Source organism: Flavobacterium sp. (assembly GCF_043780635.1).
Lineage (GTDB): Bacteria > Bacteroidota > Bacteroidia > Flavobacteriales > Flavobacteriaceae > Flavobacterium.
Window position 1 is genome coordinate 13,032 of sequence record NZ_JAYWCK010000036.1, and the last position, 13,830, is coordinate 26,861.

The window sequence follows — 13,830 nt, forward strand, 5'->3', positions numbered from 1 at the left end:
AATCGAAAGAAATAGTAACAAATCCGCTTTTATCCGCGTCTTCGCTTTAGCGAATCCGTTTAATCAGCGTCCAAAAAACATAACAATGAACTTTATATCCATACAAAATATAGATTCACTAGAGAACTGGGTGAAACAAGCGTTAAAAATTAAAAAAAAACCACTTAAAAACAAAAAACTGGGGAAGAACAAAACACTGGTAATGTTGTTTTTTAATTCTAGTTTGAGGACGCGTTTGAGTACCCAAAAAGCAGCCACGAATTTAGGAATGAACGTGATGGTGATGAACTTTGGCAGCGAAGGTTGGACATTGGAATATGAAGATGGAGCTATTATGGATCAAGGTGCTTCGGAACATATCAAGGAAGCGGCTGCAGTGGTTTCTCAATATGCAGACATTATTGCCATCAGGGCTTTCGCAGGATTGATCGACAAAGAAAAAGACAATGCCGAAACAGTAATGTCAGGCTTTTTGAAATACGCGACTGTGCCCATCGTGAATATGGAAAGCGCTACGGGACATCCGTTGCAATCCCTTGCCGATGCTATTACAATGGAAGAACACAAAACCCCACACAGACCAAAAGTGGTTTTAACTTGGGCTCCGCATCCAAGAGCTTTGCCTCAGGCAGTTCCAAATTCTTTTGTAGAAATGATGCAAAAACAAGAAAATATGGATTTCGTTATTACGCATCCAAAAGGTTATGAATTGAATCCTGAAATCATGAAAGATTCCAAAATAGAATACAATCAAGACAAAGCTTTTAAAAATGCTGATTTTATCTATGCCAAAAACTGGAGCAATTACAAGGAATATGGAAAAATTACCAATTCGGATCCCAATTGGACAGTTTCTGCCGATAAAATGAAATTGACAAACAATGCCAAATTTATGCACTGTTTGCCAGTGCGAAGAAATGTAATCGTGACTGACGAAGTGATTGACAGCGAAAACTCGATTGTCATCGAACAAGCGAATAACAGAACCTATTCAGCCCAATTAGTGTTGCGAAAAATATTGGAAAATGTCAAATAAAAAACCTCTTTCAATCATAAAAATTGGTGGCAACATCATCGATAATCCAACAGAATTATCCCAGTTTTTATCTGATTTTTCAAACATTAAAGGGAATAAAATTCTAGTTCACGGTGGTGGAAAATCGGCTACCAAAATGGCGCAAAGTATAGGTTTAACTCCTCAAATGATTGACGGACGAAGAATTACGGGCCAACCAATGTTGAATGTTGTTGTAATGATTTATGCCGGCGAAATCAACAAAAATATTGTGGCTCAGTTGCAAGCCAATAATACCAATGCAATGGGATTTTCTGGTGCCGATGGAAACTTGATTCAATCCACCAAAAGAAACCATCCAACCATCGATTATGGTTTTGTGGGTGACATTCAAAAAGTGAATACTGTTTTATTGGAAACTTTAATCAATAACGGAATTGTTCCTGTTTTTTGTGCAATCACACACGATAAAAAAGGGCAATTATTAAATACCAATGCAGACACGATTGCCAGTGAATTGGCCATTGCTGCTTCGGAAGTTTTTGAAGTAACTTTGAATTATTGCTTCGAAAAAGCGGGAGTACTGACGGATGTTGATGATGAAAATTCGGTAATCGAACAAATAAATTCGGCTCTTTATTCTAAATTAAAAGCAGAAGGAGCCATTCATTCCGGAATGATTCCTAAATTAGACAACTGCTTTAATAGCTTGTCAAAAGGAGTTCAAAAAATTAAAATCGGTCACCATAGAATGTTGAAAGACAAAACGGCAATTTGCACAAGTATAGAATTATAGAAAATAAAACCTGACAGGTTCAAAGAATTGATAATGAAAAAGGTAATCGATAAAAAATCTGCGAAGCATTATATTTGGGGTGACAATTGCGATAGCTGGGTTCTAGCTGATACCGAAGGATTGTCAATAAAACAAGAAAGTATGCCTCGTGGAACCAAAGAAAAATTACATTTTCACACCAATGCACAACAATTTTTCTTTGTATTAAAAGGCAAAGCTACATTTTATTTGAATGATGAAATTGAAATTATCAAAGAACAAAAAGGTATTTTGATAGAACCTAAAACCAAACATTATATTGCAAATGAAACTGATGAAGTTCTAAATTTTCTAGTAATTTCTCAACCAACGACTAATGATGATCGAACAATAATTTAAAAACTTCGTGACTTTGTGTCTTCGTGGCAAAAGAAGTGCTATTGTGGCAATACAAAAATATATGAAAAACATAGAAACCCTAACTCAAGAAGCCATTGCGCTATTAAAAGCACTGATTGAAACACCTTCGTTCTCGAGCGAAGAAGATCAAACGGCGCTTTTAATCGAAAATTGGTTTACTCAAAACAATATTCAGTTCGAAAGAGAGAATAATAATGTTTGGGCTTACAATAAATATTTTGATAAATCCAAACCGACACTTTTACTCAATTCGCATCACGACACCGTAAAACCAAATCAAGGTTATACAAAAAATCCGTTTGAGGCAATTGTAGAAGATGGTAAATTATTTGGACTTGGAAGCAACGATGCGGGCGGAGCTTTGGTTTCATTAATGACAACATTTGTTCATTTTTATGCCAATGAAAACCTTCCGTACAATATCGTAATGGTTGTTTCGGCAGAAGAAGAAAGCAGCGGAAAAAATGGATTAAACAGCGTTTTAAAGCATTTACCTGAATTGGATTGCGCCATCGTTGGTGAACCCACATTGATGCAATTGGCGGTAGCTGAAAAAGGATTATTGGTATTGGATGTTGTTGTAAAAGGCACGGCAAGTCATGCGGCACATAACAATCCTGACAATCCCATTTACAATGCAATGCCAATAATTGAATGGTTCAAAACCTATCAATTCGAAAAAATATCAGATGTTTTGGGTCCAGTAAAAATGACCGTTACCCAAATTTATGCAGGAAAACAACACAATGTGGTTCCCGCCGAATGCCATTTGGTAATCGATATTCGGGTAAATGATTGCTACAACAATACCGAAATTTTGGAAACCGTAAAAGCAAATGTTACGGCTGAAATTACACCGCGTTCGATGCATTTGAATGCGTCTTCCATTCCCGTTTTGCACGGATTGGTGCAAGCAGGAATCGCTTTGGGAAGAACGACTTACGGCTCGCCTACTCTTTCGGATCAATCGGTTTTGAGTTGCAAATCCTTAAAAATGGGACCTGGAGAAACCCTGCGTTCTCACTCGGCAGACGAATTTATATATGTAAACGAAATCGAAGAAGGAATTCAATTGTATATCAAAATACTGACTGATTTTTTCAAACAATAAAAAATAAGCCTATGAAACTTTGGGAAAAAGGAATACCAACAGACAAACAAATTGAACATTTCACCGTCGGAAACGACCGTGAATTAGATTTGGTTCTAGCCAAATACGATGCTTTGGGTTCCATCGCTCACGCCAAAATGCTATGCCATATCGGACTTTTGACAGAAGAAGAAACCGATTCTTTAGTTTTGGCTTTAGAAGACATCATTATTGAAGTTGAAAAAGGTGAATTCGAAATTGAAGATAGTTTTGAAGACGTACATTCCAAAATTGAATATTTATTGACAATAAAACTAGGCGATGCCGGAAAGAAAATCCACACCGCTCGTTCTCGTAACGACCAAGTTTTGGTTGACGTGAACTTGTATCTTAAAGATGTGGTAACTGAATTCAAATTACAGGTAAAAACCTTGTTTGATTTGCTAATGGAATCGGCCGAAAAACACCAAAACGTGTTGTTGCCGGGATATACACATTTGCAAATTGCAATGCCATCTTCTTTTGGAATGTGGTTTTCTGCTTATGCTGAAACCTTGATTGACGATATTACGATGCTGAATGCAGCTTTGAAAATTGTGGATCAAAATCCATTGGGTTCCGCTGCCGGTTACGGAAGTTCATTTCCAATCAACAGAACTTTTACAACCAAGGAATTGGGTTTCGAAACCTTGAAATTCAATTCGGTGGCCGCTCAAATGAGCCGTGGAAAATCTGAAAAAACGGTAGCTTTTGCAATGAGTAGCGTTGCCGCCACTTTATCAAAATTCTCTATGGACGTATGTTTGTATATGAGCCAGAATTTTGATTTTATCGCTTTACCTGCTCATTTGACAACAGGATCCAGCATTATGCCACACAAGAAAAACCCGGATGTTTTCGAGTTAATCCGTGGAAAATGCAACAAAATTCAAGCCTTGCCATATGAAATTACTTTAATCACAAACAACTTGCCAAGCGGTTATCACAGGGATTTACAATTGTTGAAGGAAGGGTTATTTCCTGCCATTCAAAACCTGAAAGCTTGCTTGGATATTGCGATTTTCTCCATCAACGACATCAAGGTAAAAGAACACATTTTGGACGATCCTAAATACAATCATCTGTTTACTGTGGATACTTTAAACGAAATGGTGGTTTCCGGAATGCCGTTTAGAGATGCTTATAAAGCGGTTGCCGAACAACTGGAAAACGGTACTTTTCAATCTCCAAAAGAGACGAAACACACACACGAAGGAAGCATTAACAACCTTTGTTTGGAGGAAATAAAAGAAAAGATGAATCAGGCTTATTAGTAGATTTATTATAAATTTAAAGCCACGAATTCAAGAATTATTTAAATTTAATTCTTGAATTCGTGGCTTTTTTCTTTTACTTACTTTTAAACAAAAGCTATATGCTGCTATCTAAATCCTGCAGACCGAATCATATTATTTTGTTGTTGCTGCATCATTTGTTGTTGCTGCATCATCATATTATTTTGCCACCAAAAATTGTAATAATTATTTCTATAAATAGATGAGTTTATAATTGAGAAATCTATTGGAAATATAATTTCTTGTTTCACTTCCTTTCCATCAACTTTTCCAGGTTTCCAATAGGTCTCTGTTTTAAAACAACTCAGAAAATCTAAAGTTGCTTTATTACAAGCCTCATCTAATCCCTTAATAATTTCCAAATCTGTAACCAATCCTGATGGTTCAACGATACATTTAACCAAAACAAAACCGTGAACATTCTTATGCAAAGACTCTAGCGGGTAGGCTAAATCCTCCTTAGCTAATTTTTGTAAACTATTAAATTTTTTAACTTCAGCATTATTTTCACAAAGCTGATACACTTTTTCACCATTTGCATCAATAAAATAAGCAGTCTTAAGTTTTTTATTTTCGTACTCATAGGTAATTTTTTTACCTGAAATAGGATCGACAAACTGCTCACTTCCAGTCCATTTATCATCAAGTAAATTCACATTATTGGCACCATATACTTCCCTGTAAACTAATGATCCATACTCTAAAATTTCATAAACTCTATGAATTTTACCATTTTCAAAGTATTCAATTCCCGTTTTTGGCTTATTATTTTTAAAACTAATCTTTCTTCTAACTGCTTCATTTGGATAATAAAAGACGAAATCACCTTGTTTATTATGTGGATAAAAAGAAGTGAAATCACCTTCATTAATTTTCACATCATTCTTTAAAAAGTTACTCAAATGAAAAACAGAATCCTGAATTGATTTTATTTTTGAATAATATTCACTTTCGTCCTTATTATTGGTTTCATCACGAGATGCATTATAATATATATTTTGCCCGTTTTTAAAAAGTTTTATGTATTTATATATCTTTAAAATAGAAGGTATATCGCCTTCTTTATACTTACCTTCCTCTATATATTCCTTAAGAACAGCATCATTTCCAAAAATTTCGCCAGCCAAACTTTTAAACTTAGAACTACCGGATGGAAAAGTAACAAAATCAGATGAGGCTGATTTTTTAACAATATAACTATTGTAAGTATTTCCGTTTGGACCATTTGCTGTAAACTTATAAAACTTCATTCCTCCAATACTCTCAATATTGGCAGCAAATTCGCCTTTTTTTGAAATTTTTCCTCCAAAAAGACCAATTATTTCAACATTTTTCACCACCGAAAAAGTATCGATTCCAATGATATAACCATTTGTTTCATCAGCTTCTATTACTTTTTCGACCTCTGCCTCATTCATTTTAAACTTCAAATCTCGATCACTTTGAGAATATTTCAACAATCCATAGACTTTTGCTCCTTTTAGGTCAAAATAATAACCTAGAGTAAAATTCTCATTGGATTCATAGCTAACTTTTAGCGCAGTTTTGGGTGCATAATCAAAATCATAATACCCATTGATTATTTTTTTGTTGTAATCAATAAAATTTCCTATTTGATAATTAGGAATTAAATTCTGTCCGAAAGAGTTAAAAGAAAAGGTAATAACTAAAAAATAAAAAAGACTTTTCATTAGTTTTTATTTATAATAGATTTGGGTTGATATAATTTTGCCAAAGTTTCGAACATTGGCCTAGGTTAATTTACAATTTTTCCATCAATTCCTCGGCATCAATATCGCTGTGGGAAACATCATAAATTGATTTTCCATCCTTGATCAACAACAATTGTGGCGATTGATGAAAAACACCAAAACGTTTCGCAATTTCGTTTGAAACATCTCGGTGTTCCAATAAATCCAAAAAATACGTGTCTACTTTATCTTCATTATCAAATTCGTTTTCAAATTGCTTCAAAGCAAATCTGCTCACACTACAACGGGTGCTGTGCTTGAAAATCACTGCCGGCTTATCGTTTGAAAGTGTTATGATTTCGTTCAACTGGCCCAAATCAGTCAAGTTGATCCAATTAATATTATTTGCAGAAGAATCTTGATTCTCGGAATTCCCGAAAATAGAATTAAATACACCCATTTTGTCGTTTTTTAAGTCATTATGTCTCATCCAATCACCTTGATTTCAGTCATTTTGTCGTAACTTTAGTGATGGAATAACATTTGACGATTATTTTTCGAAGGTACAACAACTAAATAGTTGCCACAAGCACAAAAATTAGCACATTAAACTTTAAATAAAAGTAAAATGAACATAAATAAATTTACTATCAAATCGCAGGAAGCAATCCATCTTTCACAGCAGTTGGCACAGAGTTTTGGACAACAACAAATAGAGAACGAACATATTTTCAAGGCTATATTTGAGGTCGATGAAAATGTGGCGCCTTTCATTTTGAAAAAACTGAATGTAAATGTTCCGTTGTTCGAACAAATATTAGACAGCACTATCCAGAGTTTCCCAAAAGTTTCTGGTGGCGAAATTATGCTTTCCAGAACGGCAAATTCGACGCTCAACGAAGCCGAAATCATTGCTAAGAAAATGAATGACGAATTCGTTTCCATCGAACATTTAATATTGGCTATTTTTGGTTCCAAAAGTAAGGTGTCTCAAATTCTGAAAGACCAAGGCGTAACCGAAAAAGGATTAAAAGCCGCCATTGATGAACTTCGAAAAGGCGAAAGAGTAACCTCAGCATCTGCGGAAGAAACGTATAATTCATTAAACAAATACGCTCGAAATCTTAACGAATTGGCTAAAAACGGAAAACTCGATCCCGTTATTGGTCGTGATGAAGAAATCCGTAGAGTTTTGCAAATCTTGACGCGTCGAACCAAAAACAACCCAATGTTGGTCGGTGAACCTGGAGTTGGTAAAACCGCCATTGCCGAAGGATTGGCACATCGAATTGTGGATGGCGACGTTCCCGAAAACCTGAAAGACAAAATCGTGTTTTCACTTGATATGGGAGCTTTGATAGCCGGAGCAAAATACAAAGGAGAATTCGAAGAACGTCTAAAATCTGTCGTGAAAGAAGTTACCGCTGCCGAAGGCGATATTGTTCTTTTTATAGACGAAATCCATACTCTTGTTGGTGCTGGAGGTGGTGAAGGGGCAATGGATGCGGCAAATATCCTGAAACCGGCTTTGGCCCGTGGTGAATTGCGTGCTATTGGTGCAACCACTTTGGACGAATATCAAAAATATTTCGAAAAAGACAAAGCTCTTGAAAGACGTTTCCAAAAAATAATGATTGAGGAACCGGATACCGAAAGTGCCATTTCTATTCTTCGTGGAATCAAGGATAAATACGAAACACACCATAAAGTACAGATAAAAGACGATGCCATTATTGCGGCTGTCGAATTATCGCAAAGGTATATTACCAATCGGTTTTTGCCGGACAAAGCCATTGATTTAATGGACGAAGCAGCTTCGAAAATCCGAATGGAAATTAATTCGAAACCCGAAGAATTGGATGTTTTGGATCGAAAAATAATGCAGTTGGAAATTGAAATTGCAGCCATCAAACGCGAGAAAGACGAAAGCAAACTCAAAGCGTTGGGAATGGATTTGGCGAATCTGAAAGACGACCGAAACGAAGTCTACACCAAATGGAAATCCGAAAAAGACGTGGTCGATAACATTCAAAATATAAAAACCGAAATCGAAGATTTCAAATACGAAGCCGAACGCGCCGAACGAGAAGGCGATTACGGAAAAGTAGCCGAAATTCGTTACGGAAAAATAAAAGAAGCGCAAGAACGATTGGAAGTGTTTCAAAAACAATTGGCAGAAGATCAATCTGGAGGAACATCATTGATAAAAGAAGAAGTAACCCGGGAAGACATTGCCGAAGTGGTCGCCAAATGGACCGGAATTCCCGTGATGAAAATGCTTCAAGGTGAAAGAGAAAAACTCTTGAAACTGGAAGACGAATTACATAAACGTATCGTAGGTCAGGAAGAAGCTATCGAAGCTGTGAGCGATGCCGTGAGACGAAGCCGCGCCGGCTTGCAGGATATGCGAAAACCTGTTGGAACCTTCCTTTTCCTTGGAACAACCGGTGTTGGCAAAACCGAATTGGCAAAAGCCTTAGCCGAATATCTTTTCGACGATGAAAACGCAATGACCCGAATCGATATGAGTGAATACCAAGAGCGCCATAGTGTTAGCCGTTTAGTTGGTGCACCTCCGGGATATGTGGGTTATGACGAAGGCGGACAATTGACCGAAGCCGTGCGTAGAAAACCATATTCCGTGATTCTGTTGGACGAAATCGAAAAAGCGCATCCTGATACTTTTAATATCTTGTTACAAGTCTTGGACGAAGGACGATTGACAGACAACAAAGGAAGATTGGCCGATTTCAAAAACACGATAATCATTATGACTTCTAATATGGGAAGCCAGATAATACAGGATAAATTTGATAATTTGAAGGGAAGTGTCGAAGCCGCCACCGAAGCCGCCAAAGTAGAAGTTTTGGGATTATTGAAACAAACCGTTCGCCCTGAATTCATCAATCGTATTGACGAAATCGTGATGTTTACACCGTTGACCAATGCTAATATTGCCCAAATCGTGGGCTTGCAACTGAAAAGTGTAAAAAAAATGCTGGCAATTCAAGGCATCACTTTAGACGCCACGCCAGAAGCGATTACTTATTTATCAGATAAAGGATACGATCCGCAATTTGGTGCAAGACCAGTGAAACGAGTAATACAAAGAGACGTTTTGAACCAATTATCGAAAGAGATTTTGGCGGGAACAATTACAACTGATAGCATCGTTTTGATTGATACTTTTGATGGAAAATTAGTTTTCAGAAATCAGAGTGAATTGGTTCTTTAATAGAAATAACACAACAAAAAAATAAAATTTTCTCAAGTCGAAGTATTAAGTATTTTACAAATAAATTTGTATTTTTGGTAATAGATTGTAAATCAATAAGACGAAAATCAGTTCAAAAGAAAATAATTAACTAAAAAAAAGTAAAATGATAAATTTAACCACATCAGTACTAATTATTGTTGCAGCATCTGTTTATTATGTTTGGATATTTCGCTATTTTAATGTTGTCAAAGAGTTTAACCAATTTGGATTAAGTGATTTAACTCGAAGTTTTGTTGGAGCCTCAAAAATAACTCTAGCAGCATTACTTACAGTAGGAATTTGGCATCCAGAATTAATAGCAATCCCTTCAGCTCTTATGGGATTATTTATGGTAGCTGCTCAATATTTTCATTTTAAAATAAAAAATCCATTCATTAAACACCTTCCTTCACTAATTCTATTGATCTTGTGTGTGTTTTTAACAACAACTTCATTAGGAATAATTTAATTATGAATTTATTTAACAGCATTGTTATACTATCTAGTTTTTCTTTTCTATTTTATGGCATTTCATATTTTATATCACCACATATGAAAAATGAATTCAAACGGTTTAAATTAGAAAAATTAGGCTTACTTACTATTGTATTAGAAATTTTGGGTGCTATAGGATTATTAATAGGTTTTTGGTATAAACCTATTTTATTACTATCGTCTGGAGGTCTTGCGCTATTGATGTTTCTTGGAGTAATCGTACGAATAAAACTGAAAGACAGCTTGTGGATTTCATTGCCAGCAGTGTTTTTTATGGGTTTAAATGCTTACATTTTTTATGTAACAATTACATTATAATAGGATTAAAATAAACCCGATCGCTCGGATATACAATAAATATTCTCGTTTACGGATAGCGCATTCTATGATAAAAAACAAGTAAAAATTTTAAAAATTAACAGGCAAATTTATATGTGTTTATGTATGGAGTTTGTCTGTTAATTACAGAAAATACACGACCAAAAATTTTGCCTTTTTACATTGTTTAAAACTAGCATAGCATTCTTACCTTCTCCTTTTTTTCTTTCATAATATTCTTTGAGTTGTGGATCGTGTTTCACTGCCACTAAAGCGCACATTTGTAAAATTGATTTCATCTTTTTATCTGCCATATGATTCACTTTGGTTCGTTCTTTAATACTCGAACCTGAACTATATTCAAAAGGGGCGGTTCCAGCGTAGCAAGCAAATTTTCTTGCATTATCAAAAGCTGTAAATCCCCCGCTCCCGCACGAATCCTTTCGTGTGGTTTAATGCTCAGATCCTCGAAGTGTTCCATAATATCCCGGCTGCTGTCCGAAGCTTCCAAACTTCTCCCCCACAACTATTTACCTCAACAACTTTATCAACTTCTTTGTCAACTTCTTTGTCAACTTGTGTTTTTTGAATATTGAAATAGCCAAGAAGTCAAGAGAAATCAAAAAGCAGCGTTTTATATGTTTTTATGTAATCAGTTAATTTCGTATTTTTACATTGAAAAATAGTACTGAAACTTATGAAATATAATAAATACATTGATGACTCAGCCTTAGTATCAGAAATTGGGCTTGGTGCTTGGCAGTTGGGTAATAATTCCGGATGGCAAAGTATATCCGAAAATAGTGCTGTGGAACTCGTGCAAAAAGCATTGGAATTAGGAATCAATTTTTTTGATACAGCACCAAATTATGGGCATGGTACCAGCGAAGACAGACTAGGTAAAGCACTAAAAGGTGTTGATAGAAGTAGCATAGTGATCAATACAAAATTTGGCCATAATGATTCAGGTAAAACTAATTATAATTCAAGTTATATTCGAGAATCATTGGAAGGCAGCCTCAAAAGATTACGCTTAGATTATGTTGATTCGCTCATTATGCATAATCCACCATTGGAGTATTTGGATGGAAATAAAAATGATCATTATGAACTGTTTGAACGTTTAATTGAGGAAGGTAAAATAAAAGCATATGGCGCCTCTTTAGATACCTACGAAGATATGAGGTTACTTATGGAAACAACCAATGCCAAAGTCATTGAAGCTTTTTTTAATATTCTGCATCAGGATGCTTCAAGAGCTTTTGACATGGCTATGAAAAAAGAGGTTGCCATAATTGCAAAAATTCCTCTCGATTCAGGTTGGTTATCCGGAAAATATAATGCTGAAAGCACCTTTGATGACATTAGAAAGCGCTGGTCCAGACAAGACATTCAAATCAGGGCGAATCTTGTAAATAAAGTAAAGGCAATTATAGATGCACAAGAAAATCTTGCACACAAAGCAATTTCGTTTTGTTTATCCTATGACGCTGTGGCTACTATAATTCCAGGAAATATAAATATTGCTCAATTAGTAAATAATGTAGAAAGCATAAACAATCCCATTTCAAAGGAAATAGTTAAAAAGCTAGAGGACTTTTATAAAAATGAAGTTAAGCCGTTGAATCTTCCTTGGTAAACAAAATATTAGGAATTTGAAAAGGAAACGTTTCAAAATACTTACTACTAAATCTTAAAATTATTATTCAAATTTCTAATTTTAAATTAATATATCAGTTTTAATTAATTCTTTTTCTCAAAATATGTCTCATATACTTAAAAACAAAAATCTAGAAATACATATTGATTCTCCGTTAGAAAATTATAATTTTTCACGATTTGACTGGACTGGAAAAATTGTGAAGGTTTTATTTCAAAACATTCCATTGTCAAGTACTGAAAACAATGATGGTCAAGATGAGCATTGTTTTGGAAAAGGATTTTACAATGAATTCGGTATAAATTCGGCATTAGGTTTTGATGAAACGAACAAAGGAGATTGGTTTCAAAAGATTGGCGTAGGTTTATTGAAAAAAGAGGACTCTATATATCTATTCAATAAAAATTACGAGATTAAACCTGCCAAATTTGAAATTACTACAGAACCCAATCGAATTGTATTTATTTGTAAATCAGAAGCTATCAATGGTTATTCATATATTTTAAAAAAAGAGATTGAATTACATAATAGTGGTTTTGCTATTAAATATTATATAGAAAACACAGGTAAAAAAGATATTATTACCAATGAATATGTCCATAATTTTATATCAATAAATAAAGATTCAATAGGAAGCAATTATGTATTAAAATTTCCTTTTCAATTAAAACCTCAACTATTTGAAGAAACGGTTAATCCAGAACAAAAAGTCGAAATCGGTCTAAATGAAATCAAGTTTAACGGTTCTCCTAATAAACAATTCTTTTTTAGCAACCTTTCAGGAAGTGAAAATATTAATGCAGCTTGGGAATTAACAAACCTTAAAAGTAATATTAGAATAAGCGAAACCGCAAGTTTTAAAACAAATCAAGTGAATCTTTGGGGATGGAAACACGTGATAAGTCCAGAATTATTTGTTAATATATTTATTAAACCTGGCCAATCGACTGAGTGGTTCAGAAATTATGATATGTATAATGTAAATTAAAACTTGGGGCGAAATTCTTCTAATAATAAGAATTCTAATCAATAAATTGAAATGTGCCGTTTTAATTCGCATACCAAACTGATTGGACATTCAATCCATGCCCAAAAAACTCAAACTCTTCAAAATCTTTCGAGTTTCCCATATCGTTTAGTTCGTATTACTTCTTCAATCCAAACCAAGAAAATCAACCTGTTTTACAATCTGTGAATCTTGCAACTTTTTTTAAAAGTAATGTAAAATAAAACTTAAAAGAGAACCTCACCTTTACATTATAGTTTTCAATAGACAAATAGCGGAAAAAATTTCAAAAAACCTTACACAATGAACAATATATTCAAAGGACTAATAGCGGGTTACGGTGCAAAAAAATTAGGTAGTGGTTGTTTTGGCACGATCATCGTTTTTGTAATTATCTACTTCCTATTGGGGCAATGCAGTTAAAAAATTAAAATTCATTCATTAAAAAATAGTAACAATTTAATAAAAACGATTATGAGTACAGGTAAAGTAGTATTAGGAACAATGGCAGGACTTGCCATTGGTGGAATTTTGGGAATTTTATTTGCTCCCGCAAAAGGTTCTGTAACACGCAAACAAATTGCGGATAAAGGAAATGATTACGCAGACGAATTAAAATCGAAATACAACGATTTTGCAGATTCTATCGCCGAAAAAATCCATAGTGCAAAAGAATTTGCCATGGAAATGTCCGAAGATGGAAAAGCAGAGTTTGATGAAATAAAAAATATGGATCATAAGGCATCAAAATATAAACTATAAACAGACTA

Annotated in this window: 13 protein-coding genes and 1 pseudogene; 11 read left to right on the plus strand and 3 right to left on the minus strand. The window is 34.6% G+C overall.

The genetic code is table 11. The annotated features are described in order from the left end of the window. The first annotated feature begins 85 nt into the window (after positions 1-85). The 5 genes from ACH2BV_RS03300 (at position 86) to argH (ending at position 4,613) form a co-directional block, all read left to right on the plus strand. Positions 86-1,036, plus strand: a complete 951-nt coding sequence (locus ACH2BV_RS03300) for an N-acetylornithine carbamoyltransferase (protein ID WP_395049285.1) — start codon at positions 86-88, stop codon at positions 1,034-1,036. Continuing rightward, positions 1,026-1,811: an acetylglutamate kinase gene (argB, locus tag ACH2BV_RS03305; protein WP_395049286.1), complete on the plus strand. Its 786-nt coding sequence runs from the start codon at positions 1,026-1,028 to the stop codon at positions 1,809-1,811. The genes ACH2BV_RS03300 and argB overlap by 11 nt, the downstream gene beginning before the upstream one ends. 33 nt (positions 1,812-1,844) lie before the next feature. Then, the gene (locus ACH2BV_RS03310) at positions 1,845-2,189 is read left to right on the plus strand and encodes a cupin domain-containing protein (protein WP_395049288.1); all 345 of its coding nucleotides are present in this window, start codon (positions 1,845-1,847) and stop codon (positions 2,187-2,189) included. Positions 2,190-2,250: 61 nt separating this feature from the next. Beyond that, positions 2,251-3,321 (plus strand): M20 family metallo-hydrolase, encoded by a 1,071-nt coding sequence (locus tag ACH2BV_RS03315; RefSeq protein WP_395049289.1) that lies wholly within the window; start codon positions 2,251-2,253, stop codon positions 3,319-3,321. 11 nt (positions 3,322-3,332) lie between these two features. Then, the gene (gene argH, locus ACH2BV_RS03320; RefSeq protein WP_395049291.1) at positions 3,333-4,613 is read left to right on the plus strand and encodes an argininosuccinate lyase; all 1,281 of its coding nucleotides are present in this window, start codon (positions 3,333-3,335) and stop codon (positions 4,611-4,613) included. 107 nt (positions 4,614-4,720) lie between these two features. Here the strand turns inward: argH and ACH2BV_RS03325 are convergent, their stop codons facing one another. Together ACH2BV_RS03325 and ytxJ are read right to left on the minus strand one after the other, a co-directional pair. Continuing rightward, positions 4,721-6,325, minus strand: coding sequence for an energy transducer TonB (locus ACH2BV_RS03325; protein WP_395049293.1), 1,605 nt, complete (start codon positions 6,323-6,325; stop codon positions 4,721-4,723). Positions 6,326-6,395: 70 nt separating this feature from the next. Further along, a complete protein-coding gene (gene ytxJ, locus ACH2BV_RS03330) occupies positions 6,396-6,785 on the minus strand; it encodes a bacillithiol system redox-active protein YtxJ (RefSeq protein ID WP_395049339.1) in 390 nt (129 codons plus the stop codon). A gap of 168 nt (positions 6,786-6,953) precedes the next feature. Here ytxJ and clpB point away from each other — a divergent pair, with 168 nt between their 5' ends. From clpB to ACH2BV_RS03345, 3 genes are all read left to right on the plus strand, one after another. Next, positions 6,954-9,560: an ATP-dependent chaperone ClpB gene (gene clpB / locus ACH2BV_RS03335; protein ID WP_395049295.1), complete on the plus strand. Its 2,607-nt coding sequence runs from the start codon at positions 6,954-6,956 to the stop codon at positions 9,558-9,560. Positions 9,561-9,705: 145 nt separating this feature from the next. Next, entirely contained in the window at positions 9,706-10,050 is a 345-nt protein-coding gene (locus ACH2BV_RS03340) for a DoxX family protein (RefSeq protein ID WP_395049296.1), read from the plus strand. Between the two features lie 2 nt (positions 10,051-10,052). Next, the gene (locus tag ACH2BV_RS03345; protein ID WP_395049297.1) at positions 10,053-10,394 is read left to right on the plus strand and encodes a DoxX family protein; all 342 of its coding nucleotides are present in this window, start codon (positions 10,053-10,055) and stop codon (positions 10,392-10,394) included. 140 nt (positions 10,395-10,534) lie between these two features. Here the strand turns inward: ACH2BV_RS03345 and ACH2BV_RS03350 are convergent. Further along, positions 10,535-10,807: pseudogene (locus tag ACH2BV_RS03350) on the minus strand (transposase); the annotation flags it as partial. A 284-nt stretch (positions 10,808-11,091) separates the two neighbouring features. On the opposite strand from ACH2BV_RS03350, the gene ACH2BV_RS03355 reads away from it, so the two are divergent. The 3 genes from ACH2BV_RS03355 to ACH2BV_RS03365 all read left to right on the plus strand — a co-directional run bounded on the left by ACH2BV_RS03355 (position 11,092) and on the right by ACH2BV_RS03365 (position 13,822). Continuing rightward, complete coding sequence (locus tag ACH2BV_RS03355) at positions 11,092-12,033, plus strand: aldo/keto reductase (RefSeq protein WP_395049299.1); 942 nt, start codon at positions 11,092-11,094, stop codon at positions 12,031-12,033. A gap of 124 nt (positions 12,034-12,157) precedes the next feature. Beyond that, positions 12,158-13,042, plus strand: a complete 885-nt coding sequence (locus tag ACH2BV_RS03360) for a hypothetical protein (RefSeq protein ID WP_395049301.1) — start codon at positions 12,158-12,160, stop codon at positions 13,040-13,042. Positions 13,043-13,534: 492 nt separating this feature from the next. Then, positions 13,535-13,822 (plus strand): YtxH domain-containing protein, encoded by a 288-nt coding sequence (locus ACH2BV_RS03365; protein ID WP_395049303.1) that lies wholly within the window; start codon positions 13,535-13,537, stop codon positions 13,820-13,822. The last annotated feature ends 8 nt before the right edge of the window (positions 13,823-13,830 follow it).